The organism is Leifsonia sp. TF02-11, from assembly GCF_017565305.1.
Lineage (GTDB): Bacteria > Actinomycetota > Actinomycetes > Actinomycetales > Microbacteriaceae > Leifsonia.
Genome location: NZ_JAGEKP010000003.1, coordinates 714,180 through 737,896, shown reverse-complemented (window position 1 = coordinate 737,896; position 23,717 = coordinate 714,180). Strand labels below are relative to the sequence as shown.

20 protein-coding genes are annotated in these 23,717 nt (G+C 71.3%); 9 read left to right on the top strand and 11 right to left on the bottom strand.

The window, feature by feature from the left end:
- Nucleotides 1-19: 19 nt before the first annotated feature.
- Both JNB50_RS05795 and JNB50_RS05790 read left to right on the top strand, forming a co-directional pair.
- Nucleotides 20-487 (top strand): GNAT family N-acetyltransferase, encoded by a 468-nt coding sequence (locus tag JNB50_RS05795; RefSeq protein WP_208039126.1) that lies wholly within the window; start codon nt 20-22, stop codon nt 485-487.
- A gap of 57 nt (nt 488-544) precedes the next feature.
- Nucleotides 545-1,291: a metallophosphoesterase gene (locus JNB50_RS05790; RefSeq protein ID WP_208039125.1), complete on the top strand. Its 747-nt coding sequence runs from the start codon at nt 545-547 to the stop codon at nt 1,289-1,291.
- A gap of 72 nt (nt 1,292-1,363) precedes the next feature.
- Here the strand turns inward: JNB50_RS05790 and JNB50_RS05785 are convergent, their stop codons facing one another.
- A complete protein-coding gene (locus tag JNB50_RS05785) occupies nt 1,364-1,762 on the bottom strand; it encodes a phage holin family protein (RefSeq protein ID WP_208039124.1) in 399 nt (132 codons plus the stop codon).
- 95 nt (nt 1,763-1,857) lie between these two features.
- Here JNB50_RS05785 and JNB50_RS05780 point away from each other — a divergent pair, with 95 nt between their 5' ends.
- On the top strand, nt 1,858-2,919 hold the full coding sequence (locus tag JNB50_RS05780) for a trypsin-like peptidase domain-containing protein (RefSeq protein WP_307794613.1): 1,062 nt from the start codon (nt 1,858-1,860) through the stop codon (nt 2,917-2,919).
- A gap of 115 nt (nt 2,920-3,034) precedes the next feature.
- Here JNB50_RS05780 and JNB50_RS05775 read toward each other — a convergent pair whose 3' ends face one another.
- Nucleotides 3,035-3,793, bottom strand: coding sequence for an IclR family transcriptional regulator (locus tag JNB50_RS05775; protein WP_208039123.1), 759 nt, complete (start codon nt 3,791-3,793; stop codon nt 3,035-3,037).
- 121 nt (nt 3,794-3,914) lie between these two features.
- Here JNB50_RS05775 and hutH point away from each other — a divergent pair, with 121 nt between their 5' ends.
- The 3 genes from hutH to hutI all read left to right on the top strand — a co-directional run bounded on the left by hutH (nt 3,915) and on the right by hutI (nt 8,437).
- Complete coding sequence (gene hutH, locus JNB50_RS05770) at nt 3,915-5,504, top strand: histidine ammonia-lyase (RefSeq protein ID WP_208039122.1); 1,590 nt, start codon at nt 3,915-3,917, stop codon at nt 5,502-5,504.
- A gap of 99 nt (nt 5,505-5,603) precedes the next feature.
- Nucleotides 5,604-7,277, top strand: coding sequence for a urocanate hydratase (gene hutU / locus JNB50_RS05765; RefSeq protein WP_208039121.1), 1,674 nt, complete (start codon nt 5,604-5,606; stop codon nt 7,275-7,277).
- The gene (hutI, locus tag JNB50_RS05760) at nt 7,277-8,437 is read left to right on the top strand and encodes an imidazolonepropionase (RefSeq protein WP_208039120.1); all 1,161 of its coding nucleotides are present in this window, start codon (nt 7,277-7,279) and stop codon (nt 8,435-8,437) included. The genes hutU and hutI overlap by 1 nt, the downstream gene beginning before the upstream one ends.
- 104 nt (nt 8,438-8,541) lie before the next feature.
- On the opposite strand, the gene JNB50_RS05755 is transcribed toward hutI, so the two are convergent.
- From JNB50_RS05755 to JNB50_RS05745, 3 genes are all read right to left on the bottom strand, one after another.
- Entirely contained in the window at nt 8,542-9,462 is a 921-nt protein-coding gene (locus tag JNB50_RS05755) for an arginase family protein (RefSeq protein WP_208039119.1), read from the bottom strand.
- Between the two features lie 156 nt (nt 9,463-9,618).
- Entirely contained in the window at nt 9,619-13,026 is a 3,408-nt protein-coding gene (locus tag JNB50_RS05750) for an efflux RND transporter permease subunit (protein ID WP_208039118.1), read from the bottom strand.
- 104 nt (nt 13,027-13,130) lie between these two features.
- Nucleotides 13,131-13,784: a TetR family transcriptional regulator gene (locus JNB50_RS05745; RefSeq protein ID WP_208039117.1), complete on the bottom strand. Its 654-nt coding sequence runs from the start codon at nt 13,782-13,784 to the stop codon at nt 13,131-13,133.
- Between the two features lie 90 nt (nt 13,785-13,874).
- Here JNB50_RS05745 and JNB50_RS05740 point away from each other — a divergent pair, with 90 nt between their 5' ends.
- Nucleotides 13,875-14,834 carry an SDR family oxidoreductase gene (locus tag JNB50_RS05740; protein ID WP_208039116.1) on the top strand — a complete coding sequence of 320 codons (960 nt, stop codon included), beginning with the start codon at nt 13,875-13,877 and terminating at the stop codon, nt 14,832-14,834.
- On the opposite strand, the gene JNB50_RS05735 is transcribed toward JNB50_RS05740, so the two are convergent.
- A complete protein-coding gene (locus tag JNB50_RS05735) occupies nt 14,798-16,276 on the bottom strand; it encodes a PLP-dependent aminotransferase family protein (RefSeq protein ID WP_208039115.1) in 1,479 nt (492 codons plus the stop codon). The two genes, JNB50_RS05740 and JNB50_RS05735, sit on opposite strands and share 37 nt — an antisense overlap.
- A 63-nt stretch (nt 16,277-16,339) precedes the next feature.
- Between JNB50_RS05735 and JNB50_RS05730 the strand changes: the two genes are divergently transcribed.
- Nucleotides 16,340-17,245 (top strand): YitT family protein, encoded by a 906-nt coding sequence (locus JNB50_RS05730; RefSeq protein ID WP_208039114.1) that lies wholly within the window; start codon nt 16,340-16,342, stop codon nt 17,243-17,245.
- A gap of 80 nt (nt 17,246-17,325) precedes the next feature.
- Here JNB50_RS05730 and JNB50_RS05725 read toward each other — a convergent pair whose 3' ends face one another.
- On the bottom strand, nt 17,326-18,102 hold the full coding sequence (locus JNB50_RS05725) for a MerR family transcriptional regulator (protein WP_208039113.1): 777 nt from the start codon (nt 18,100-18,102) through the stop codon (nt 17,326-17,328).
- A gap of 85 nt (nt 18,103-18,187) precedes the next feature.
- Here JNB50_RS05725 and JNB50_RS05720 point away from each other — a divergent pair, with 85 nt between their 5' ends.
- On the top strand, nt 18,188-18,901 hold the full coding sequence (locus JNB50_RS05720; RefSeq protein WP_208039112.1) for an MBL fold metallo-hydrolase: 714 nt from the start codon (nt 18,188-18,190) through the stop codon (nt 18,899-18,901).
- A gap of 84 nt (nt 18,902-18,985) precedes the next feature.
- Here the strand turns inward: JNB50_RS05720 and JNB50_RS05715 are convergent, their stop codons facing one another.
- The 4 genes from JNB50_RS05715 to JNB50_RS05700 form a co-directional block, all read right to left on the bottom strand.
- Nucleotides 18,986-21,160 carry an APC family permease gene (locus JNB50_RS05715; RefSeq protein ID WP_243768110.1) on the bottom strand — a complete coding sequence of 725 codons (2,175 nt, stop codon included), beginning with the start codon at nt 21,158-21,160 and terminating at the stop codon, nt 18,986-18,988.
- A 249-nt stretch (nt 21,161-21,409) separates the two neighbouring features.
- On the bottom strand, nt 21,410-22,042 hold the full coding sequence (locus JNB50_RS05710; RefSeq protein WP_208039111.1) for a PadR family transcriptional regulator: 633 nt from the start codon (nt 22,040-22,042) through the stop codon (nt 21,410-21,412).
- Nucleotides 22,039-22,866, bottom strand: coding sequence for a DUF4097 family beta strand repeat-containing protein (locus tag JNB50_RS05705; protein ID WP_208039110.1), 828 nt, complete (start codon nt 22,864-22,866; stop codon nt 22,039-22,041). The genes JNB50_RS05710 and JNB50_RS05705 overlap by 4 nt, the downstream gene beginning before the upstream one ends.
- Nucleotides 22,867-23,105: 239 nt before the next feature.
- Complete coding sequence (locus JNB50_RS05700) at nt 23,106-23,705, bottom strand: antibiotic biosynthesis monooxygenase (RefSeq protein WP_208039109.1); 600 nt, start codon at nt 23,703-23,705, stop codon at nt 23,106-23,108.
- Nucleotides 23,706-23,717: the final 12 nt, after the last annotated feature.

Sequence of the window (23,717 nt, the reverse complement as noted above, 5' to 3'; positions counted from 1 at the left end):
GGTGGCTAGCATCGACCGCATGATCACGAGCGTGTCCGTCGAGCCCGCCCGCTCCCCCGGGGTGGAGGAGCTGCTGCGGCTCAGCGACGAGTTCACGTTCGCGCTCTACCCGGCCGAGAGCTGCTACCTGCTCGACGTGTCCGAGCTGGAGCGTCCCGGCGTCACCGTGTTCGTCGGGCGCGACGAGACCGGCGGGGCGCTCGGCATGGCAGCCCTCGTCGAGAAGGGCGACGGTACCGCCGAGCTCAAGCGCATGTTCGTCCACCCGGACGCGCGCGGACGCGGTCTCGCCGCCGGCCTGCTGCGTGCCGTGGAGGCGCAGGCGGCCGTCGCCGGCATCCCCGTCCTGCAGCTGGAGACCGGCCCGCTGCAGCACGCAGCGATCGCCCTCTACGAGAGCCGAGGGTACGTGCGCATCCCGAACTTCGGCGACTACGTCGGCGACCCGCACTCCGTCTGCTTCGCGAAGACGCTCCGCGCCGCGTGACGCTCCGTGCCGCGTAACGTTCCGCGCCCTTGGGCGCGGTCTCGCTAGCGTGGGCGGATGAGGATCGCCGCCATCTCCGATGTCCACGGCAACGTGTTCGCCCTCCGCTCGGTGCTCGAAGCGCTGCGCACGATGCGCGTGGATGTGCTGGTGAACCTCGGCGACCACCTCTCGGGCGGCGTGGACCCCGCCGCGACCGCCGACCTGCTGCTGTCCACCCCGGCCGTCTCGGTGCGCGGAAACCACGAACGGCAACTGCTGGAGCTGCCGCGCGAACGGATGGGCGCGTCCGACGCTCTCGCGGCCGACACGATCTCGGCCGCGCACCGGCAGTGGCTGCTGGACCTGCCGCTGAGTGCGGACGCGGCGCCGGGCGTCCTCGCGTTCCACGGCGGACCGGACGACGACCTCCTCTATCTCCTGGAGACGGTGACGCCGAGCGGCGTGCGCCCGGCCACCGACAGCGAAGTCGTGGAGCGGCTGGCGTCGGCCGACCTCGACGGCTACCCGCTGCTGCTGTCGGGTCACACCCACCTTCAACGCCTGCTCCGCCTCCCGAGCGGGCTGCTCGTCGTCAACCCCGGCAGCGTCGGGATGCCCGCCTACCGCGACGAGGGGCCGACCCCGCACGTCATCGAGGCGGGCAGCCCGCACGCGCGCTTCGCGGTGCTCGACGACGACTCCGGCGAATGGGAGGCGACGTTCCACGCGATCGAGTACCCCTGGGAGGACGCAGCGGCTCTGGCCCGACGCAACGGCAGACCGGACGTCGAGCACGCGCTGCTGACCGGCAGGGCGCTCTGAGGCGGAGTGCCCTGAGGCGGAGTGCCCTGAGGCGGAGTGCCCTGACGCGGGGCGCTTCGACGCGACCGGCGCTCAGCCGCGCGCCGCTGCTCCCCTGCCCGCCACCTTCTTCTTGAGGAAGATCAGCGGAAGCAGCCAGCCGCCGAGCGCCGTCACGATCCAGACGACGAGGGCGGCCAGAATCCAGGTCACGAAGTCGTCCACGTGGATCCCGCCGGGGAACAAGGACGCGATGATCAGCGCGAGCAGTGTCGAGACCAGACCGATCCCGCCGAGGACGGCGGAAGCGTACTTGCGGGCGAGATTGAAGATGAAAGGCGCCAGGATGCTCTGCGCCACGGCGAAGACCGCCACAGCGATGAGGAGGCCCTCCCAGTCCAGGTGGAAGCCGGGGAGGAGCCAGGACGCGACCAGGAGGCCGAGCGCAGCGGTGACGACGAAGATGGCCGCACGGATCAGGAATCTCACCATGCACGAAGGGTAGCGCCCCGCGGCGCGGCGAGGACGGTCCTGGTGCGCGGTCAACGCTCCCGCTAGCCTGGCGCCACCGTCGAGAGAGGCCGCCTGTGACCGACACGAAGACCACCCGCTCCTGGACCGTCGCACTGCTCGTCCTCGGCTGCGCTCTGGTCCTGATCGGGGGCGGGATGGTCGCGGGAGGCTTCGCCGTCGCCGCGCTCTCGGCCGGCCGCAGCGGTTCGTGCGACGCGGCGCACGTGGCGGACCAGGTGCTGCCGAGCGTGGTGACCATCGCGGTCGTCGGCCAGCGGGGCACCAGCAACGGCAGCGGCGAGATCATCACCGACGACGGCTACATCCTGACCAACAACCACGTGGTCGCCGACGCGGCGTCCGGCGCGAAGCTCACGGTCCGGTTCAGCGACGGGCACGAGCTGCCGGCGACGCTCACCGGGCGCGACCCCAAGACCGACCTCGCGGTGATCAAGGTGTCCAGCGACGAGCCTCTCCCCGTCATCGCCACGGGCGACTCCGGATCGCTCGTGGTCGGCCAGCCGGTGGTCGCGCTCGGCGCTCCCCTCGGGCTGTCCAGCACCGTGACCGCCGGCATCGTCAGCGCGCTCGGCCGCACAGTTCCCGTCCCGAGCGACGACGACAGGAACGCGGTGCTCGCCGGCGCGATCCAGACGGACGCGTCCATCAACCCCGGCAACTCCGGAGGTGCCCTCGTCGACTGCAACGGCCGCCTGATCGGTATCAACACCGCGATCGCGACCGTTCCGGGGTCGGGAGGCCAGGCCAGCACCGGCAGCGTCGGCATCGGGTTCGCCGTTCCCGAGTCGCTCGCCCTGCCGATCGCCGACGAGTTGATCGCGCACGGCGAGGTCTCGCATCCGACGGCCGGGCTGACGGTCGTCCCCATCCCGCCGTCCGCCGCCGCGGCATTCGGTGTGACCGACGGGCTGTTCGTGCAGTCGATCGTCTCCGGCGGTCCCGCGCAGCGAGCCGGAATCCGCGTGGGCGATGTGATCACGTCGGTGAACGGGCACGCCGCGACCAACATCGACGTGCTCACCGCCATCCAGGTGACCAGCGCGGCGGGCGACGAGGTGAAGGTGGAGTACCTCCGCGACGGCAGCTCGCACACGACGACGCTCACGCTCGAGTAGCGCGGGCTTCGCCGCGCGGGGGGCCACCGAGGGGCACGCAAGCGTCCCTAAACGGCCGCCTTAAGGGCGCTTGGGCGCCCCTCAGCGCGGGCGGGCGCATCGGCGCGTGGGGCGCTCAGCTGCCGCGGATGCGGCGCGAGAGCTCCGCGGCCGCCTCGCGCACGCGCGCGGCCAGCGCGTCCCACTCGGCCGGCGGCACGTTCTCGCGCGGGAAGGTGACCGCGATCCCCGCGGCCGGCCAGCCCGCGTGATCGCGCACCGACACCGCGACCGACGCGAAGCCAGGGGTGACGTCACCGTCCTCTGTCGCGTAGCCGCGCTCCCTGGCCTCCCCGACCAGGCGGCGCAGCTCGGCGTAGGAGTGCGGCCCTGCACCGGTGCGGTCCTCGAACGCGTCGGCGTCCGGGTAGAGGGCGCGCAGCTGGCCGGGCGGCAGGGAGGCGAGCAACGCGCGGCCGCTCGCGGTCAGGTGCGCCGGCAGCCGCACGCCGACGTCGGTGACCAGCCGCGGCCGCCGCGGTGCGCGCTCCTCCACGATGTAGACGACGTCGCGGCCGTGCAGCACGGCGACGTGCCCCGACTCGCCCAGCGCATCCACCAGCGCCGCGACGATCGGGCGGCCGAGCCGGCTCAACGGCTGCTGGCGGGAGAACCCGCTCGACAGCTCGTAGGCGGCGACGCCCAGGCCGTACCGACGGGCCTCGGGAAAGTGCAGCACGAAACCGTGCTCGGCCAGCACGGTGAGCAGGTGGTAGACGGTCGAGCGCGGGAGGCCGAGGGAGGTCGCGATGGCGGCGGCCGGCACCGGGCCGCGCTGGGTGGCCAGGTAGGCGAGGATCCGCAGCGTGTTGTCCGCGGCGGGGACCTTGCTCATGGCGCCTCCCCTCGTGCATTCGTGCGGCAGCGGGCAGCCCGCACCCGCGAGTCTGGTATCCCGGACACCGAAGAGCCTAACCCCCGGGCGCCGACACGGCACCGCGGCGCATGATCGGAGCATGTCCGCCCTCACCACCGGTTCCACCCCCGCAACCACCCGACCGTCCGACGGCGGCACCACGCCCGTCACCGTCGGCGCGCGACCCCTCACCATCGCCGAGGTCGTCGCCGTCGCCCGCCACGACGCGCCCGTGCACCTGGACGCCGCCGCGCTGGAGACCGTCGAGGCCTCCCGGGCGATCATCGAGGCCCTCGCCGACGACGTCGAGCCGCACTACGGGATCTCCACCGGCTTCGGCGCCCTCGCGACCACCTTCATCCCGGAGGAGCGCCGGGCGCAGCTGCAGGCCTCCCTTGTCCGGTCGCACGCGGCCGGCTCCGGGCCGGAGGTCGAGCGGGAGGTCGTGCGCGCCCTCATGCTGCTGCGCCTGGCCACCCTGATGACCGGCCGAACCGGCGCGCAGCGGCACACGGTCGAGACGTACGCCGCGCTCCTCAACGCGGGCATCACTCCGATCGTCCGCGAGTACGGCTCGCTCGGCTGCTCCGGCGACCTCGCACCGCTCGCCCACTGTGCGCTGGCCGCCATGGGCGAGGGGCAGGTGCGCGTCGACGGCGAGCTCCGGGAGGCCGCCGACGCCCTCGCCGACGCCGGCATCGAGCCTGTCGTCCTGGCCGAGAAGGAAGGGCTCGCACTCATCAACGGCACCGACGGGATGCTCGGGATGCTGGCCTTGGCCGTGAACGACCTCGACACCCTGCTCACCACGGCCGACATCACCGCCGCGATGAGCGTGGAGGCCCTCCTCGGCACCGACGCGGTCTTCGCCGCCGACCTCCAGCAGCTGCGCCCGCAGGCCGGCCAGGCGGTGTCGGCGGCCAACCTCCGCGCCCTGCTCGCGGACTCGCCGCTCGTCGCAAGCCACAAAGGCCCCGAGTGCACTCGCGTGCAGGACGCCTACTCGCTGCGCTGCGCCCCCCAGGTGCACGGCGGCGCGCGCGACACCGTCGCCCACGCGACCGTCGTCGCCGAGCGCGAGCTCGCGTCGGCCATCGACAACCCGGTGCTCACTCCGGACGGCCGGGTCGAGTCGAACGGCAACTTCCACGGCGCGCCCGTGGCCTATGTGCTCGACTTCCTCGCGATCGTCGTCGCCGACGTCGCCAGCATGTCCGAGCGCCGCACCGATCGATTCCTCGACAAGGCCCGCAACCAGGGCCTCCCCCCGTTCCTCGCCCACGAGGTCGGCGTCGACTCGGGCCTGATGATCGCCCAGTACACCGCCGCGGGCATCGTGTCGGAACTCAAGCGGCTCGCGGCGCCCGCGTCGGCGGACAGCATCCCCTCGTCGGCGATGCAGGAAGACCACGTCTCGATGGGCTGGGCCGCCGCGCGCAAGCTGCGCAGGGCGATCGACGGCCTCAGCCGGGTGCTCGCCATCGAGCTGATGACCGCGGCGCGCGGCGCCGATCTGCGAGCCCCGCTCGAGCAGGGCCCGGCCACGGGCGCCGTGACCGCTGCGCTGCGCGCCACCGTTCCCGGCCCCGGCCCCGACCGCCACCTCTCCCCCGAGATCGAGGCCGCCGTCGCCTTCGTCGCCTCCGGCGCCGCCGCCACCGCCGCCCGCACCATCACCCCCCTCCACTAGCCCCACCTCCGCCGCCATCGCTTCCTCACTTCCTCCCGCGACACGCCGGTGGAAGGCGGGAGAAAGTGAGGAACGGATAGCCCGAAAGGACCACACGACATGCAGGGATCACGACCGGTGAGCGCGCCGCGCGGCACGGAGCTGAGCGCGAAGAGCTGGCAGACCGAAGCGCCGCTGCGCATGCTGATGAACAACCTCGACCCGGAGGTCGCGGAGCGGCCGGACGACCTGGTCGTCTACGGCGGCACCGGCCGGGCAGCACGCAGCTGGGAGGCGTTCGACGCGATCGTCGCCACCCTCCGCGACCTCGAAGCCGACGAGACGCTGCTCGTGCAGTCGGGGAAGCCGGTCGGCGTCTTCCGCACCCACGAGTGGGCGCCGCGCGTGCTCATCGCCAACTCCAACCTCGTGGGCGACTGGGCGACGTGGCCCGAGTTCCGCCGGCTGGAGGCGCTCGGCCTGACCATGTACGGCCAGATGACCGCCGGCTCGTGGATCTACATCGGCTCGCAGGGCATCCTCCAGGGCACGTACGAGACCTTCGCGGCGATCGCCGATAAGCGGTTCGGGGGAAGCCTGGCTGGCACGCTGACCCTCACCGGCGGCTGCGGCGGGATGGGCGGCGCCCAGCCGCTGGCCGTCACCCTCAACGGGGGCGCCGTGCTCATCGTCGACGTGGACCGCACCCGTCTGCAGCGCCGCGTCGACCACGGCTACCTCGACGAACTGGCCGACGATCTCGACGACGCCATCGCCCGCGTGACCGCGGCGAAGGACGAGCGGAGGGCGCTCTCTGTCGGCCTCGTCGGCAACGCCGCCACCGTCTTCCCCGAGCTGCTGCGCCGCGGAGTGCCCATCGACATCGTGACCGACCAGACCAGCGCGCACGACCCGCTCAGCTACCTCCCGGAGGGCATCACCGTCGAGGAATGGCACGACCGCGCCGCCGCCGACCCGGAAGCGTTCACGATCGCCGCCCGGCTGTCGATGGCGAAGCAGGTGGAGGCCATGGTCGGCTTCCTCGACGCCGGCGCCGAGGTCTTCGACTACGGCAACTCGATCCGAACCGAGGCGCAGCTCGGCGGGTACGACCGGGCGTTCGCGTTCCCCGGCTTCGTGCCCGCCTACATCCGGCCGCAGTTCGAAGAGGGTCGCGGCCCGTTCCGCTGGGCGGCCCTCTCGGGCGACCCGGCCGACATCGCCGCGACCGACCGGGCGATCCTCGAACTGTTCCCCGACGACCACAAGCTCCGCCGCTGGATCACGCAGGCGGGAGAGAAGGTGCACTTCGAGGGCCTCCCCGCCCGTATCTGCTGGCTCGGCTACAAGGAGCGGCACCTCGCCGGCCTGAAGTTCAACGAGATGGTCGCCTCTGGCGAGCTCTCCGCGCCCATCGTGATCGGCCGCGACCACCTCGACTCCGGCTCTGTCGCCTCCCCGTACCGCGAGACCGAGGCGATGAAGGACGGCTCCGACGCGATCGCCGACTGGCCGCTGCTCAACGCCCTGCTCAACACGGCCTCCGGAGCCACGTGGGTGTCCCTCCACCACGGCGGCGGCGTCGGCATCGGCCGCAGCATCCACGCCGGCCAGGTGGTGGTCGCCGACGGCACGTCGCTCGCCGCGCAGAAGATCGAGCGGGTGCTGACCAACGACCCGGGAACCGGTGTCATGCGGCACGTGGATGCCGGCTACGAGCACGCGGCTGAGGTCGCGCGCGAGCGTGGTCTCCGGGTCCCGATGGCTGAACGCGCCTCGACGCAGGAGGCGTGATGCCGGGCGCGACGCTGCTGACCGGGATCGGCGAGCTCGTCACCTTCGATCCGGCGCACGAGGGGCCACTCGGCGTCGTCCGCGACGCCGCGCTGCTCGAGGTGGACGGGCGGGTGCAGTGGACCGGTCCTGCGGCAGCGGCGCCGCGGGTGGACGCCGACACGATCCTCGACGCCGGCGGCGCGGCCGTGATTCCCGGTTTCGTCGACAGCCACACGCACCTCGTCTTCGGCGGCGATCGCGCTGCCGAGTTCGAGGCGCGGATGGCCGGGAGGTCGTATTCCGCCGGCGGCATACGCAGCACGGTGGCGGCGACGCGCGAGGCGTCGGACGACGTCCTGCGGGCCCGGTTGGCCCGTTTCGTCTCCGAACTGCACGCACAGGGGACCACGACGTTCGAGATCAAGAGCGGCTACGGCCTGACCGTCCCGGACGAGGAGCGCATCCTGCGGCTGGCCAGGGAGGTCACACCCGAGACCACATACCTGGGGGCGCATGTCGTCCCCGTGGAGTACGCCGACGACCCGGAGGCGTACGTCGACCTGGTGACGGGGGCGATGCTGGACGCCTGCGCTCCGCACGCCCGCTGGATCGACGTGTTCTGCGAGACGGGAGCCTTCACCGTGGAGCAGTCGCGCCGCATCCTGACCGCGGGAGCGGAGCGGGGACTCGGGGTGCGCCTGCACGCCAGCCAGCTCGGGCCCGGCGACGGCGTCGCTCTGGCCGTCGAGCTGGACGCCGCGAGCGTCGACCACGGCACCTACCTGACCGACGCCGATGTGGCGCTGCTGGCCGGCTCCGACACCGTGGCGACCCTGCTGCCCGGGGTAGAGTTCTCGACGCGACACCCCTACCCCGACGCCCGGCGCCTGATCGACGCCGGTGTACGGGTGGCGTTGGCGAGCGACTGCAACCCGGGTTCGTCGTTCACCTCGTCGATGCCGTTCTGCATCGCCGTCGCCGTGCGCGACATGGGCATGACGGTTCCGGAGGCCCTGCGCGCCGCAACCCTCGGCGGCGCGGAGGCGCTGCGCCGCGACGACGTCGGCCACCTGCGCCCCGGCGCCCGCGCCGACTACGCCGTGCTGGACGCCCCCACGTACGTGCACCTCGCCTACCGCCCCGGCGTCCCCCTCGTCGCGAGCACCCACGTCGCCTGAGGGCGCGCGCTCCGAGACGGCGCGAACCGGGCTCCACGCGCGCGAGGGCGCCGAGAATGCACCGCCTCGACACGCAGGCGGGAGGCCGAACGCGGCACCGGCGATCAGCGCGCGCGGGCGGCGAGGCCGGCGGCGGCCTCCAGCACCAGGAGGGCCGCGAGGCGCACGGTGCGCTGGTCGTCGGCGTCGGCGGTGGCGTCGACCTCGGCGATGTCGATGGAGCGCACCAGGGGGGAGGCGCCTGCCAGCCGTGCGAAGCGGCGCAACTCCCAGGCGGCGAGGCCGCCGGGAACGGAGGCCGGGCAGCCGGGTGCGACCGACCGGTCGCAGACGTCGACGTCGAGGTCGACGTGCACCGGGCCTCCCGCGGCTCCTGCGACCTCCAGGGCCTCGGCCATCACGTCGTCGAGCGGGCGGCCGTGCAGCGCATCGCGCGGCACGACGGTGATGCCGAGGTCCTCGGCTCGCCGGGAGTAGGCGGCGGAGTTCGCGAAGTCGGCGATTCCGATCTGGACGATCCGCCGGCCGTCGAGCCCGGCCTCCACCAGTCGGCGCACCGGAGAGCCGTTGGAGACGCCGTCGCGCAGGTCGTGGTGGGCGTCGAGGGTGATCAATCCGGCCGTCGGGAGCTGCTCCCCCCACGCGCCGAGCGCAGCGGGGACGGTCAGCGAGTTGTCCCCGCCGACGGCGACCGTCAGGCGCGAGCTCCCGGCGGCCTCCCGCATCGCTGCGATGGCGCGCTGCTCGCCGTCGGCGCCGTCCGGCTCGGCGACGTCGCCGGCGTCGGCGAAGCGCAGCGACTCAACGTCGAGCCCGGGTACGTGCAGCGAGTACCGCCGCAGGGCGTCCCGTACGGCCGCCGGCGTCGCGTGCGCGCCAGTCGCCGACAGGGAGGTGCGCCAGGTGGGGAGGCCGATCAGCGTGAGATCGACGGCCTGGCCGGTCGGTGCGTCCGCGAGCGCCGGCCAGGATCCGGCCCTCGGCCAGAGCGGGTCGACGGAGAGGGCACCGGAGGAGAGGCTCATACCCGCGACGCTAGCAATGTGCGTGCACGCCAGTGAGCCCCCGGACCGCTCGCTCGTCTGGCATCCCGGACATCCGGCGACCGAAACCGATCGAGGGGCACGCAAACGCCCTCATCCGCGCGGGATGAGGGCGTTCGCGTGCCCCTCGGCGTCAGCTCAGAGCTGCTGGCCTCCGGCCGGCGTCGTGAACACGGGAGGCTTGGGCGACGCGGCGTCCCCCTCCTGCTCCGGGGCACCCGGACCGTCGGGTCGCGACCCTTCGGGACCGGAGCCGCCGTCACCGGGTCCGCCTTCGCCGCCGGAGCCGCCGTCCCCGCCGCTCTTGGCGGCCCGGCGGGCGAGCCGTCGCTCGCGGGCGCCCTCCACCAGGTTGTAGAGCGTCGGCAGCACGACGAGCGTCAGCACGGTCGACGACAGGAGGCCGCCGATCACCACGATCGCGAGCGGCTGCGAGATGAAACCGCCGTGCCCGGTGAGTCCGATGGCCATCGGAGTGAGCGCCGCGATGGTCGCCAGCGCGGTCATCAGGATCGGCCGCAGTCGGCGGGAGGCACCGTGCGCAACCGCCTCGGAAACGGTCAGGCCTCTGGCCCGGTACTGGTTCACCAGGTCGATGAGCACGATCGCGTTCGTCACGACGATGCCGATCAGCATCAGCACACCGATGAGCGAGGCCACGCCGAGCGGGATGCCCGACGCGAGCTGCAGCAGGATCGCTCCGGTGGCCGCGAACGGCACCGACACGAGCAGCAGCAGCGGCTGGCGCAGCGACCGGAAGGTCGCCACCATCACGATGTAGACGATCAGGATGGCCGCCAGCAGCGCGATCCCGAGCTGGCCGAACGCGCTCGACTGGCTCGACGAGACGCCGCCGATCTTCGCCGTCGCACCGGCCGGGAGGTCGGCGGCGTTCAGCGCCTTGGTGACCTCCTGGTTGGCCGTCGTCAGGTTGTCGCCCGGCGTCGCGGTCACCGTCGAGGTGCGCAGGCCACGCTGAGTGGTGACGGTCGACGGACCCTTCGCCTCGGCGACGGTCGCGATCGAGTTCAGCGGCACGACCCCGGTGGCCGTCGGGATGGGCAGCGTGGAGAGCCCGGCGACGGTCGTCGGCGGGTTGTCCGCCTGCAGGTAGATCTTGAGCGTCGAGTTGTCGATCGCGACGGAGCCGATCTGCGTGGGCTGCATGGTCTGCGACACGAGCGTGCCCACGGCGACCTCGCTGAGGCCGACCTGCGCCGCCTTGGTGCGGTCGACGGTCACCGACACGTACGGCAGCGACGCGCTCAGGTTGTCCGTCACCTGGCTGAGCGACTTCTGCTTCTTCAGCTCCGCGACGACGGAGTCGGTGGCCTTCTGGAGGTCGGCGTTGCTGGTCGCGGTGATGTCCACCTGGATGTCCGTGGAGCCGCCGAACCCGCTGGACGCCGACACCTGGATGTCGCCGGCGTCGCTGATGCCGCTCAGTTCGCTCTGGATCGTCGACTGGAGCTTCTCCTGGTCGGCGTTCGGGTCGGTGGTGATCGAGAACGTCGTCGCGCCGCCTCCGCCGGTGAACGCGTCGCGCAGCGAGGAGCCGCTGGAACCGATCGACACCTGGACGGTCTTCACGCCCTTCGTGTCGAGCAGCTTCTGCTCGACCTTCTTGGCCGCGTCGTCCTTCGCCTGGAGGCTCGCGCCCGGCTCGAGGGTCTGCGAGACCGTCAGCGAGTTCTGGCCGCTGGAGCCGAGGAAGTTCGTCTTGAGGAGCGGGAACGCCGCGAAAGTCAGGACCAGCACGATCGCCGAGGCGACGATGGTCAGCCACGAGTGCTTGAGCGTCCAGTGGATGATCGGCAGGTAGCCGCGCTGCAGCAGCGACGGGTGCTCGAGCTCGTCGTGCCCCGACGCGATCGCTTCGGCGATCGGCAGGTGGGCCGCCTCGTCGTCGTGCTCGCCGCCCTCGTGCTTGCGCGGCTTGGGTGCGCGCAGGAACCAGTAGGCGAGCACCGGAACGATCGTCAGCGCGACGAGGAGCGACGAGAGCAGCGCGATGGTGACGGTGAGCGCGAACGGCCGGAACAGTTCGCCCGTGACATCGCCCACGAACGCCAACGGCAGGAACACCGCGACCGTGGTGATGGTGGAGGCCGTGATCGCGCCGGCGACCTCGCGAACCGCGCGCACGATGGTGACGGCCCTGTCCACTCCTGGCACGAGTTGTCGTTTGATGTTCTCGATGACCACGATCGAGTCGTCGACGACGCGGCCGATCGCGATCGTGAGGGCGCCGAGCGTGATGATGTTGAGCGTGTAGCCGCTCGCCCACATCACGATGAAGGTGATCAGGACGCTGGTCGGGATCGAGATCACGGTCACGAGCGTCGAGCGCACCGAGAGCAGGAAGACCAGGATCACGATGACCGCCATCGCGAGGCCGAGCAGGCCCTCCTCCGCGAGCGAGTTGATCGACTGGGTGATGAACGGCGCCTGGTCGAAGACGACGGTGATCTTCGCACCGTTGCCGAGCTTGGTCTCCAGGTTCGGGATGAGCGCGGAGACGCTGTGCGAGACCTCCACCGTGTTCGCCGACGGGAGCTTGGTCACGGCGATCGTCAGCGCCGGCTTGCCGTCGACGCGGGAGAGCGACGTAACCGGGTCGTCGGTCTGGGCGACCGTGGCGACGTCACCGATGGTGACCGGGGTGGAGGCCGCCGCGGCCGCCTGCTGGCTCGCCGACGAGCCGCCGCTCGTCGCGCCCTGCTGACCGGACGAGGAGCCGCCGCCGGCCGAGCCGCCGGTCGCCGAACCGCCGGCCGCCGAACCGCCGCCCGCCGAGGCAGACGTCACCTTTACCAGCGGCAGCGACGCGATGTCGGCCACCGAGGTCAGCTGCGACCCGGACTGGATGGTGAGCGTCTTGCCGTCCTCGGTGAGGGATCCGCCCGGGAGGAGCACGCCGTACTGCTGCAGCGAGTTCTTGATCGACGCACTGGTGACGCCCGCCGCGACCAGCTTGGCCTGGTCGGGTGTGATCGTGACACGCTGGCCGACCTCGCCGACGAGCTGGGCGTCGTTGACGCCTGTCACGTTCTTGATGTCGGGCAGCGCGAGCTTGGTGATGGCGTCGCCGAGCGTGCGCTGGTCGGTATCGCCGGTGACTGCGAGCTGGATGACAGGGAGGTCGTCGATGGAGCCCGACAGCACCTGCGGGTCGACGCCGGACGGCAGGGTCGACTTGATCCGGTTGATGGCCTGGTCGATCTTCTGCTCCGCCGTCGCCAGGTCGGTGCCGTACGTGAACTTCACCGTGATGATCGACTGGTTGGTGCTGCTGACCGCCGAGGTGGAGTCCAGACCGGGCACGCCCTGGATGGCGGCCTCCACCGGGGTGCTGACGTCGTGGTTGACGACCTCGGGCGAGGCGCCGGGGTAGCTCGACAGCACGACGAGCTGCGGGAACGAGATCGACGGCGCGAGCTCCTGCTTGAGGCTCGTGAGAGCGACGCCGCCGAAGATGGCGGCGACGATGGTCACGAGCGCGATCAGGGCGCGGTTCCTCATGCTGAGGACAGCGAGATAGTGCACGGAGGATCCCCTCGGCGGAAGTGGGTGCTTGGCAGGCGACGGCGATGGCGCAGCCAAAGTATCTCATTGCAGCCTGTGCACATTCCTCATGCCGTGGTACCACTTCACGCGGCGCGGAGTCCCCTGATCACCGTGACCAGCAGGATCTCGAGGCTTTCGCGGAAGTCCACGCGGAAGGCGGAGAGCTCCGGGTCGAGCCGGTAGGCCTCCGCCATCCCCGGCGACAGACGGCAGGTCGACCAGATGCCGCCGATCCCGAGCGTGACGGTTCCGACGAAGACGAGCACGCCCTCCGGATCGTCGCCGATCCACGGGGAGGCCAGGGTTCCGAGGCGGGCCACGTGCCCCAGCAGCGTGCGCTTGTAGTCGCGCGCGACCGGTCCGGAGATGTTGTGCTCGAGGATACCGGGGGCCGCTGCGCACAGCTCGGCGAAGACCGGACGCTCGGCTGCGGTGTCCGCGACCGCCGCGGCCAGCGACTCGGCGGTGCGGGCCGTGAGCGCGTCGAGCCGGGCCTCGAGCGCGTCGAGCCAGGCAGCGAACTCGCGGCCGTACAGCTCCAGCAGCACGGCCTCCCGCGATTCGAAGTAGCGGAGGACGTTCGACTTGGCGAGGCCGACCCGGCGCGCCAGCTCGTTGAGGCTGAGATCGGCGACGCGGGTGTCGGCCAGCATCTCCGCGGCGGCGGCGAGGATGGCCTCTCGGCGCTGCGCACGCTGCTCCTCGCTCCGGGCGCGGCTGAACGTCACCTGGGACATGTCCCTCCCTCTTGCTAACAGACCATCGGTCTATTACCGTGATCCCTAACAGACCAGCGGTTCATTATTCCACGACCAGCGGAGGATCCCGTGTACACCGTTCCCGATCAGACCGGACGCCACATCGTCGTCACCGGCGCCAACAGCGGCACCGGCAAGGAGGCCACAGCCCGGCTCGCCGCCGCCGGCGCCCGCGTGACCATGGCCGTCCGCTCGCTCGACAAAGGCGAGGCCGCCCGCGCCGAACTCCTGACCCGTGTGCCGGGAGCCGACCTCCGGCTGCGCAGGATCGACCTCGCCGACCTGGCCAGCGTGCGCTCCTTCGCCGAGGGGATGCTCGCGGACGGCGAGCCACTCGACACCCTCGTCAACAACGCCGGCGTGATGATCCCGCCCACGCGCATCGAGACCGTCGACGGCTACGAGCTGCAGTTCCAGAGCAACTTCCTCGGCCCGTTCCTGCTCACCAACCTGCTGCTCCCGCGCCTGCTGGAGTCGACAGCGCCGCGGGTCGCGACCATGTCGAGCGGCACGGCCGACTTCGGGTCGATCCACTTCCGCGATCTGCAGTTCCGCGACCGCTACAGCGCGGCCCGTGCGTACGCGCAGTCCAAGCTCGCCGACCTCCTGATGACCCTGCGCCTCGCCGAGCTCTCGGAGGCGAACGGCTGGGGACTGCTCAGCACCGCGGCGCACCCCGGCTACACGCGTACCAACCTGCAGACCGCCGGCCGCAACCTCGGTCGCGAGAAGCAGTTGCAGCCCGCGAGCCGCACCCTCCTGCCGTCGCAGGGCGTCGAGCAGGGAGCCGAGCCGCTGCTGTTCGCCGCCGCCGACCCCGCCGCCGCACAGGGCGCGTACTACGGGCCGTCGAGGATGGCGCTGGTCGGACCGACCCACCGGGCGCGCCTCCCGCGCAGTGCACGGGGGCGCGACCTCCCCGCGTCGCTGTGGGCCGTCGCAGCGGAGCTGACCGGGCTGACGGACGGCGAGGCGGTCCCCGGCACCGGCGCTCAGACCACGTTCGGCAGCGCGGCGGCCTCGAAGTAGGGCGCCGGCTCGGACGACGCCACCGCCCACGCGCGCCGGAGCGCGACGAACGCGCGCTCGGTCTCCTCCTCGGTGTAGGTGATCGGCACCCGCAGGAAGCGCTCGAAAGCGCCGTCGAGCCCGAACCGCGGTCCGGCGGCGATGAGCAGGCCGTGATTGCGCGCCGCGAGCGCCAGGGCAGAGCTGACCGGCGCGCCGATGCCGACCCATGCCGCAAGGCCGCCGTGGAGGCTGGGGATGCGCCAGTCGGGGAAGATCTCCGCCGCCAGCCTGCGCACGGTCTCCCTCCCCGCCCGCAGCTGCAGCCGGCGCTCCTCCACGATCTCCCGCGACTGCGGCAGCATCCGCGCGACGACCAGCTGCTCGAGCATCGGAGTGCCGAGGTCGGTCGACGGCTTCGCCGAGATGAGTCGCTGGATGAGCGGAGGCTCGGCGCGGATCCAGCCGATGCGGAGACCTCCCCACAGGCTCTTGCTGGCCGAGCCGATCAGCAGCACGGGAGCGTCGCCCGCTTTCCGCTGCGCGGAGGCGGGCAGCGGGAGGTGCTCGCCGACGCGGTCGATGTCGAGCTCGGCCGTCGTCTCGTCGCCGACCACGATCATCCCGTGCGCCGCCGCCGCCGCGAGCAGGCGCTCGCGCGTCGACGGGGACATGGAGGCGCCGGTCGGATTGTGGAAGTCCGGGATCAGATAGGCCAGGGCCGGGCTCGCCCTGCGGATCGCCTGCTCGGCGGCGGCGACATCCCAACCGTCGTCCTCCGCGTCGAGCGCGTGCGGCGCATCCTCCGGCGGGGTCACCGTGATCGGGAGCAGCCGCGCCCCCGCGAGCTTCAGGGCCTCCGTCGCGTGCGGGTAGGTGGGCATCTCGACGAGCGCCCGGTCGCCGCGCGCCAGGAAGGTGCGCGCGATGAGCGCGATCGCCTGTTGCGCGCCGACGGTGACCAGCACCTGGTCTGCTGTGGTCGGGAGGCCGCGCTCGGTGTACCGGTCGGCGATCGCCTGGCGCAGGTGCGGCAGGCCGACCGGGTCGTAGCCGGAGTCGGGCAGGAAGTGCGGGAGCTCCTCCGCGGCCGCGCGCGCGGCAGCCGGGAGGGACGATGCGGCCGGCAGCGCGGCCTTCGTGAAGTCGAGCATCCCCTCGCCGCCGGCGAGCGGCAGGGCGAGCGTCGGCCCGGGAAGCCGCGCGACGCTGCCCGACCCGCGCACGCTGTCGAGGAAGCCGCCCTCCCGCAGCTGTCGGTAGGCGGCGGTGACCGTCGTGCGGCTGAGTTCGAGCCGGCCGGCGAGATCGCGCTCGGCCGGCAGCCGGGTGCCGATCGGGATGCGGCCGTCGAGCACCAGGAGGCGCACCCGGTCGGCCAGCGACTGATAGCCGGGTGCCGCGCTGCGCCAGTCTCCGAGGAGCGACTCGAGGGAGCGGGCGGTCAGGTGTGCGTCGGCCATGCGAGCCACTTTATCCGAATTGGCATCTTGTTGTAATGCCAATCTGCCGATTGGATTGTCAGTATGTCCCCGTTCCTCCTCGTCCGCCGCGTCGGCCAACTCCTGGTCGGCCTCTTCCTGTACGGCATCGCCATCGCGCTGATGGTCCGTGCCGGAATCGGCGTGTCGCCGTGGGACGTGCTGGCGCAGGGTGTCTCGTTCAAGACCGGCATCCCGTTCGGGCTCGTGACGAACATCGTCGGCCTCGTGGTGCTCGCCTTCTGGATCCCGCTGCGGCAGAAGCCGGGGCTCGGGACCGTGCTCAACGTGCTCCTGGTCGGGCCGAGCGCCCAACTCGGCCTCTGGCTCATCCCCCAGCAGACCGAGCTCTGGGCGCAGGTGCTGCTCTTCGCATCCGGCCTGGTGCTGCTGGCGATCGCCACCGGGCTCTACATCGGACCCAAGCTGGGACCCGGGCCGCGCGACGGCCTGATGACCGGCCTCCACGCCCGCACCGGCCGGCCGATCTGGGCGGTCCGCACGGCCATCGAGGTCACGGTGCTGATCATCGGCTGGTTCCTCGGCGGCAACGTCGGCATCGGAACGCTCGCGTTCGCGCTGCTGGTCGGGCCGCTCTGCAGTCTCACCCTCCCGTTCTTCGCCATCCGGCTGCCGGAGCCCGCACCAGCGGACGCCGCGCTGGAGGGCGAACTCGAAGGCACGGCGGAGCAAGGCCCCGGCCTCCGTGGGGAGGGCGTGGGCGAGCAGGATGCCGTCCGTTTCGACGTGCGAGACGGCATCCTGCTCGAGTCCGACGCCTCGGCGCGCGCTCGGGCGGTCGACCGCGCGGCCTCCCCGCTCGTGCGCGGCCCGCAACCCGACCGCGCCCCCGCCGAGCCGCGCACCCCGCCGCGCGCGTCGCGACTCATCGCCGCACACTGGCTCGACGACCGCGTCACCGGCCGCGCTCGACGCACGCGCCGCGCCTAGCCGGCCGTTCCTCACTTTCTCCCGCCTCCACTCGGCGTGTTGCGGGAGAAAGTGAGGAATCGATGGCTGCCTGGCGGTTGCTACACGAGGTGGGCGGCGGCGTAGGCGCGGAGGGCGTCGCGCACGAAGGTCGCGCCCTCGGTGCCGCCGTAGTTGGCGGCGAAGCGCGGGTCGACGACGTACATGTCGCCGAGGCCCGTCAGGTAGGCGGCCGGTGGGCCGCCGGCGCCGTGGCCCGGGGTGCCGGGGATGTCGGCCAGCCACTCCCAGTGCCGCTGCGCGAGCGTCTGCGCCTCCTCGGAGGCCGGGTCGACGCCGCGTGCGGCGGCGGCCGTCCAGTCGGCGGCCAGCTGCTTCTGCCGCTGCTGCCATCCGGCGCGTTCCTCTGCGGTCATCCCGCGCCACCAGCGGTCGGAGGCCGCATACGCGTCCTTCCCCCAGCGCTGTTCGACCTCCTCCTTGTACTGGGTGTGATCGAAACCGTCGAACATCTCTTCCGCCACGATCTCCTCTCCTTCCTCCACTGCGTGGATCGTCGCCTCGACCGACGCGATCTGCCGCGCCAGCCGTTCCCGCTCGCCGCGCAACCAGGTGAGATGGTCGCGCAGGGCGGGTACCGCATCCTGCCGGTCGTCGAGCACCCGGGCGATGGCCGGGAGGCCGAGGCCGAGGTCGCGCAGCAGCAGGATGCGCTGCAGCCGCACGAGGGCGTCGCGGTCGTAGTGGCGGTAACCGTTCGCGCCGATCCGGCTCGGCGCGAGCAGGCCGAGCTCGTCGTAGTGACGCAGCGTCCTGCTCGTCGTGCCGGCGATGCGCGCGATGTCCTGGATGCTCCAGTCGGCGGCTGCCTCCACCATGTCCGTCCCTCTCTCGTGGGCTGTGCGAACCACGCTAAAGGTTGACGTTACGTCAAGGTCAAGGCCAGACGGTACTGTCTACCGTGTGCGTTCGATCCGAGCCCTGACCACCGTCGCCCCCGGCATCCTCTTCGTCGAAGGCCCTGCCGCCAACTGGACGGTGTTCCACGGCAACGGACGGGTCGAGCTCGTGGACTGCGGCTACCCGGCCGACCGGTCGCTGGTCGAGGAGTCGATCCGGGCGACGGGCCTCGACGTCGCCGCGCTCGTGCGCATCCTCGTCACCCACGGGCACTCCGATCACGTGGGCTCGGCCCGCGCGTTCAGCGAGCGCGGCGTGGAGGTGCTCGCCGCCGAGACAGAACTGCCGAACGTGCGCAGGGAGATCACGGAGCAGGTGACCGTCGGCGACCTGCTACCCGTCGCCCTCCGCCGCGGAACGATCCCCTGGGCGGTCGCGGCCATCCTCGCCGGAGGTCTCGGCGATGTCGGCGTGCCCGCGGCGCAGCCGATCGCGGTCGACGTGCTCGAGCTGTCGACCGGCCATCGCCTCGAGCTCCTGCCCACTCCGGGCCACACGACAGGCCACGTCTGCTACTTCGAGCCGGAGGCCGAAGTGCTGATCACCGGGGACGCCGTGGTCACCGGGCATGCCCTCCTCGCGGACGACGGCGAGCTGCAGCAGCTGCCGTCGTTCTTCCACCACGACGCTGACGGCGCGGAGGTCAGCGCGCGCAGGCTCAGCCTGTGCGACGCGCGGTGGGTGCTCCCGGGGCACGGGCCGGCTGTGCGGCTGTAGGCCTTTCTACGCGAACTCCCGCAGCGCAACGGCGGCCCGCGACGAGCGCCATCGGTTCGACCGTCACGTGCCCGGCCTCGACCGCTACCGCTTCGCCTTCGCCGGCACCTTCTGCTGTTCGGCAGCCTGCACCGACGCATCCGGCGCGCCCACCGGCGGCACCGCCAGCTCGCCCGGCGCTGCGAACTCGCCCTGGGCTCCCTCCGGCTCGCCCACCGCGATCGGCGTCGAGTGGATGTGGATGCGCGCACGCGCGGCCGACGCGGGAGCGAGCGGCCGGCGCGCGATCGGGCGCGTCGGCTCGCCGCGACGGTCCTGGCCCGGCAGCGGGCGCGAGCGACGGCCGTAGATCAGCGACGACGAGTCGAGGAGCCACGGGACGAGCGCGACCGTGACGCCGTGGCACAGCATGAGCTGCTTGCTCAGTCGGCGGGCGCGGTGGTTGTGCAGCAGCGACTCCCACCAGTGCCCGACGATGTACTGCGGCAGGTAGACGGTCACGACCTCGGAGCCGTGCTCCTCCCTGCGGTGCTTGAGGTACTTGATGAGCGGCACGCCGAACTCGCGGTACGGCGACTCGATGATCGTGAGCGGAACGTGGATGTTCTGCTCGATCCACTGGCGCTGAAGCTTCTGGGTCGCCTCCTCGTCGATGGAGACGTGCACGGCCTCGATCGAGTCGTGGCGGGCCGCGATGGCGTAGTCCAGCGCCTTGAGGGCCGGCTTCTGCATCTTGCCGATCAGCACGACGGCGTGGTCGCCCACACTGCCGAAGGTCGTGGTCGGGTCGACCTCGATCTCCTTCTCGACGTCGCGGTAGTAGCGGTTCACGCCCAGCATCAGGAACCACAGGATCGGCATGAAGATGAAGACGAGGTAGGCGCCGTGCGTGAACTTCGTGATCGTGACGACGATGAGCACGATGAACGTCAGCGTCGCGCCGAAGGCGTTGATGCAGAGCGAGCGCACGATGCTGCTGCGCTCGCGCGCGCTGAGCGTCGCCGCGCCGTCTTTGCCTGCGCCGCGCAACAGCGAGATCCAGTGCTTCACCATGCCGGACTGGCCGAGCGTGAACGACACGAAGACGCCGATGATGTAGAGCTGGATCAGCTGCGTGAGGTTCGCCTGGTACACCAGCAGCAGGATCGTCGCGGCCAGGGCCAGCAGGATCATGCCGTTGGAGTAGACGAGGCGGTCGCCGCGGGTGTTGAGGGCCTTCGGCGCGTAGGAGTCGCGCGCGAGCACAGAGCCGAGCAGCGGGAAGCCGTTGAACGCGGTGTTGGCGGCCAGCAGCAGCACGACTGCGGTCGCCGCCTGCACGATGAAGAAGAAGACCGTGTTGTTGCCGAACGTCGCCGACGCGATCTGCGCGATGAGCGAGCGCTGCGGCGACGTCGCGCACTGCGCCCAGCCCTGCAGGTCGCACGGGTTCTCTGCGTAGTGGACGCCGCTGATGAGCGCGGTCGCGGTGAGTCCGGCGAACAGGACGATCGCGATGCCGCCCATCAGACCGAGCGTGGTGCGGGCGTTGCGGATCTTGGGGGTGCGGAACGCGGGGACGCCGTTGGCCACGGCCTCCACGCCCGTCAGCGCGGAACAGCCGCTCGAGAACGCGCGCAGAAGCAGCAGCACGACGCCCGCCTGGGCGATGTTCGCCGCGTGCACCGAGTAGCCCGCCGACTCGGCGACCGGCGGGTTGCCGAGCGCCGTGCGCACGAGCGCAGTGGCGATCATCACGAAGATGCTGCCGATGAAGATGTAGGTCGGGAGGGCGAACGCCTTGCTCGACTCGCGCACGCCGCGCAGGTTGACCGCGGCGAGGATGACCACGCAGATCACGGCGAGTTCGACCCGCCACGCCGACAGGAACGGCAGCGCCGAGATCACGTTGTCGACGCCGGACGCAACGGACACGGCGACCGTCAGCACGTAGTCGACCAGCAGTGCGGACGCCACGACCAGGCCGGCCTTCTCGCCGAGGTTCTTGTGAGCGACCTCGTAGTCGCCGCCTCCCGACGGGTAGGCCTTGACCAGCTGCCGGTAGCTCAGCACGACCGTGATGAGCAGGATGACGACCGCCGCGGCCACCCAGGGGGCGAACGACAGGAACGCCAGGCCGCCAAGCAGCAGGATCATCAGGAGTTCCTGCGGAGCGTAAGCGACGCTGGAGAGTGCGTCGGACGCGAAGATCGGTAGCGCGAGGTGCTTCGGGAGCAGCTGTCCTTCGAGTTTCTCGCTCGGAAGCGGGTCGCCGATCAGCCACCGCTTCGGGGATCTCCCCTCATTTGTCACGAGGGTCGAGAATACTCGCTGCCAAAACACTGTCAAGTCGGCGCGTTGCGTCGTCACCAGGATGTGATTCTGGCAAGACTTGATCCGCCCTCCCCACGGGGTCCGTTGCCGCGGAATCTCGCGGGAGGCGGCTCGTCATCGGTCTCACTGGGAGCGAGATGAGCATGGCCTGAGACTTTCTGGACGTGGTTGACGAAACCCGGTCTCACCGGCGGATTAACTGCGACCGATCGCCTCTGCGATCGTGCGGCGGACGCGCGTCAACTCCTCCTTGAGGAGTGGCACCACGTTCGCCGGGAGCGCGCCGCGCGCAGCCTGGGAACGCAGGACGGTCCGGAGCTCCTGCCGGAAGTCGTTGATCGCGACCTCGGCCTCCCGCGCTGCGGCGTTGGCGGCCGCGCGGGCGTCGCGACCCGCGTCGCGGGCCTCCTGTCGCGGATCCACCCGGGTCGCGTCGCGTTTCGCCTCCCGTGCGGCCGAGGCCAGCTCGGCACGCAGCGTGCGCATCGCGTCGTTCACGCCGGCGCGCACCTCGTCGGCCAGCCGTCGCACGGAGTCGGTGACCTCCTCCTCGATGGCGTCCAGCTCGTGCTCGCGCGCGGCCAGCTCCGCGCGGCCGGCGTCGGTGATGGAGTAGACGGTCTTGCGACCGTCTGTCGTCTTGGTGACCAACCCCTCCTCCTCGAGCTTGGCCAGCCGCGGGTAGATCGTGCCGGCGCTGGGTACATACGTGCCCCCGAACCGGTCACTGAGCGCCTGGATCAGCTCGTAGCCGTGCCGGGGCTCCTCCGCGAGAAGGCTCAACAGGTAGAGGCGGAGGCTGCCGTGGGCGAAGACCGCGGGGGTCACGCCGACGCCTGGTTCTGCTCGACGGGGCTGCGGAGCACGGAGACGGCACCGGAGACCGAGTTGACGGAGATGTCCACCCAGTAGCCGTCGAGGCTGCCGGTGGTCGCGGTGTAGCCCTTGCCGGCCGAGCCGACGACCCTGACGTTGTCGAGCTGCACTCGACCGGAGACGGTGTTGGCGCGGTAGCGGGCGCCGAGCGCCTCCGGGATGCGGATCGTCGTGTCGCCAGAGACGGTGTTCACCTGGATCTCGTCCGGGGTGCCGGAGATGTCGACCATGACGTCGGCGGAGACGCCGTCGGCGCTGAAGCGCGGGATGGAGCCCGTCACGGTGATGTCGCCCGAGACGGTGTGCGCGTTGATGCGGCCGGTGTGACCGCGCGCCGACAGCTCGCCGCTGACCGAGTTCAGCTCCAGGTCGCCGACCAGGCCGTCGATGACCACATCACCGGAGACCGTGCTGAGCCGGGCGTCGGTCTTCAGGCCCGAGATGAGTGCGCCGGCCGAGACGACGCCGAACTTGAGGGCGACGTCGCGCGGCACCAGCACACTGATGTCGGCGCGGGCGCTCGACTTCATCGACTTGAACACGTCGATGAAGTTGTCCCACCGCAGCTGCGGGTGATCGATCTCGAGCTGGTCGCCCTCGATCGAGACCTTGAGGTCGCGGCCCGAGACCGAGTGGACCTCCACCCGCGCGCCCTGTTCGTCGTGCCCGATGATGTCGATCTGGCCACCCAGCAGCCCGACCTTGAGGGAGCGGACGAGCTCCACGTCGATCGTGCGGCTCTCGCCCGGCTGGATCAGCCACTTCTCCTGTGCCATGGTTCTCGCGCTCCTTGCGTCGTTTCGTGCAGTGAGGCTCCGGCGGAGCCCTCGGTGACTCGCGATATATCGCGATGTTGACGTATTCACGATATATCGCGAGTCGGAGCCACGCAAGCGCTCCGCCCGAATCTCAGGGTCACCTCAGGGACATCCCCCACCCGCCCAACCATCGCTTCCTCACTTTCTCGCGCGACACACCGGGCGGGAGCGGGAGGAAGTGAGGAACGGATGGCTGGTCAGCGGCGGAGCCAGGGGTGCAGGAGGCGCGTGACGAACGGGAGCAGGACGTAGGTCATCGTGGGCGTGAGGCAGAGGGTGGTGATGAGCACCGTCGCGAGCGGCCAGAGCTGGTGCCAGCCGGGCACGAGATAGAACGTCGCGTAGGTGAAGGCGAGCGACAGCGGGAAGAAACCCAGCCAGATCGTCACCGCCTGCTTCCAGCGCGGCGGCGCCGCAGGAACGCCCGGTTGCGGTTCGTCGAACCAGCCCTCGATGCCGGTGCGGCGCTCCACCCGGGACACCTCGACCAGCTCACGACCCTCATACAGCCATTCGGCGCGGGCGTCGGAGACCTCCCACGCGTCGAGCGACGCCTCGTCGGCGAACCGGTACAGCATGTGCCACTCGTGGGAGTCGGCAGCGGCGCGCACCCATCCGGAGCCGAGGAAGCCCTCGTAGGTGTTCGCGAGGTTCACGCCGGCCTGCACCCAGTGCGTCACCTCCGCGAGACGGCCGGGGTCGACGCGGCGGGTGATGGAGACGGTCACGGGGATGCGGGGTGCCTTGCTCGGGTTCTGCGCTTGTGGCGCGGGGAGGTTCGGCTCTTGTGGAGTCATGCCTCCATTGTC

What these genes read in the sequence shown, in the direction of transcription:
- hutH (WP_208039122.1), top strand. Translation starts at nt 3,915, where the DNA reads ATGTCCGCCCTCACCACCGGTTCCACCCCCGCAACCACCCGACCGTCC.
- JNB50_RS05730 (WP_208039114.1), top strand. Translation starts at nt 16,340, where the DNA reads ATGTCCCCGTTCCTCCTCGTCCGCCGCGTCGGCCAACTCCTGGTCGGC.
- JNB50_RS05795 (WP_208039126.1), top strand. Translation starts at nt 20, where the DNA reads ATGATCACGAGCGTGTCCGTCGAGCCCGCCCGCTCCCCCGGGGTGGAG.
- JNB50_RS05700 (WP_208039109.1), bottom strand. Translation starts at nt 23,705, where the DNA reads ATGACTCCACAAGAGCCGAACCTCCCCGCGCCACAAGCGCAGAACCCG.
- JNB50_RS05755 (WP_208039119.1), bottom strand. Translation starts at nt 9,462, where the DNA reads ATGAGCCTCTCCTCCGGTGCCCTCTCCGTCGACCCGCTCTGGCCGAGG.
- hutI (WP_208039120.1), top strand. Translation starts at nt 7,277, where the DNA reads ATGCCGGGCGCGACGCTGCTGACCGGGATCGGCGAGCTCGTCACCTTC.
- JNB50_RS05790 (WP_208039125.1), top strand. Translation starts at nt 545, where the DNA reads ATGAGGATCGCCGCCATCTCCGATGTCCACGGCAACGTGTTCGCCCTC.
- JNB50_RS05725 (WP_208039113.1), bottom strand. Translation starts at nt 18,102, where the DNA reads ATGGTGGAGGCAGCCGCCGACTGGAGCATCCAGGACATCGCGCGCATC.
- hutU (WP_208039121.1), top strand. Translation starts at nt 5,604, where the DNA reads ATGCAGGGATCACGACCGGTGAGCGCGCCGCGCGGCACGGAGCTGAGC.
- JNB50_RS05775 (WP_208039123.1), bottom strand. Translation starts at nt 3,793, where the DNA reads ATGAGCAAGGTCCCCGCCGCGGACAACACGCTGCGGATCCTCGCCTAC.
- JNB50_RS05785 (WP_208039124.1), bottom strand. Translation starts at nt 1,762, where the DNA reads ATGGTGAGATTCCTGATCCGTGCGGCCATCTTCGTCGTCACCGCTGCG.
- JNB50_RS05735 (WP_208039115.1), bottom strand. Translation starts at nt 16,276, where the DNA reads ATGGCCGACGCACACCTGACCGCCCGCTCCCTCGAGTCGCTCCTCGGA.
- JNB50_RS05745 (WP_208039117.1), bottom strand. Translation starts at nt 13,784, where the DNA reads ATGTCCCAGGTGACGTTCAGCCGCGCCCGGAGCGAGGAGCAGCGTGCG.
- JNB50_RS05705 (WP_208039110.1), bottom strand. Translation starts at nt 22,866, where the DNA reads ATGGCACAGGAGAAGTGGCTGATCCAGCCGGGCGAGAGCCGCACGATC.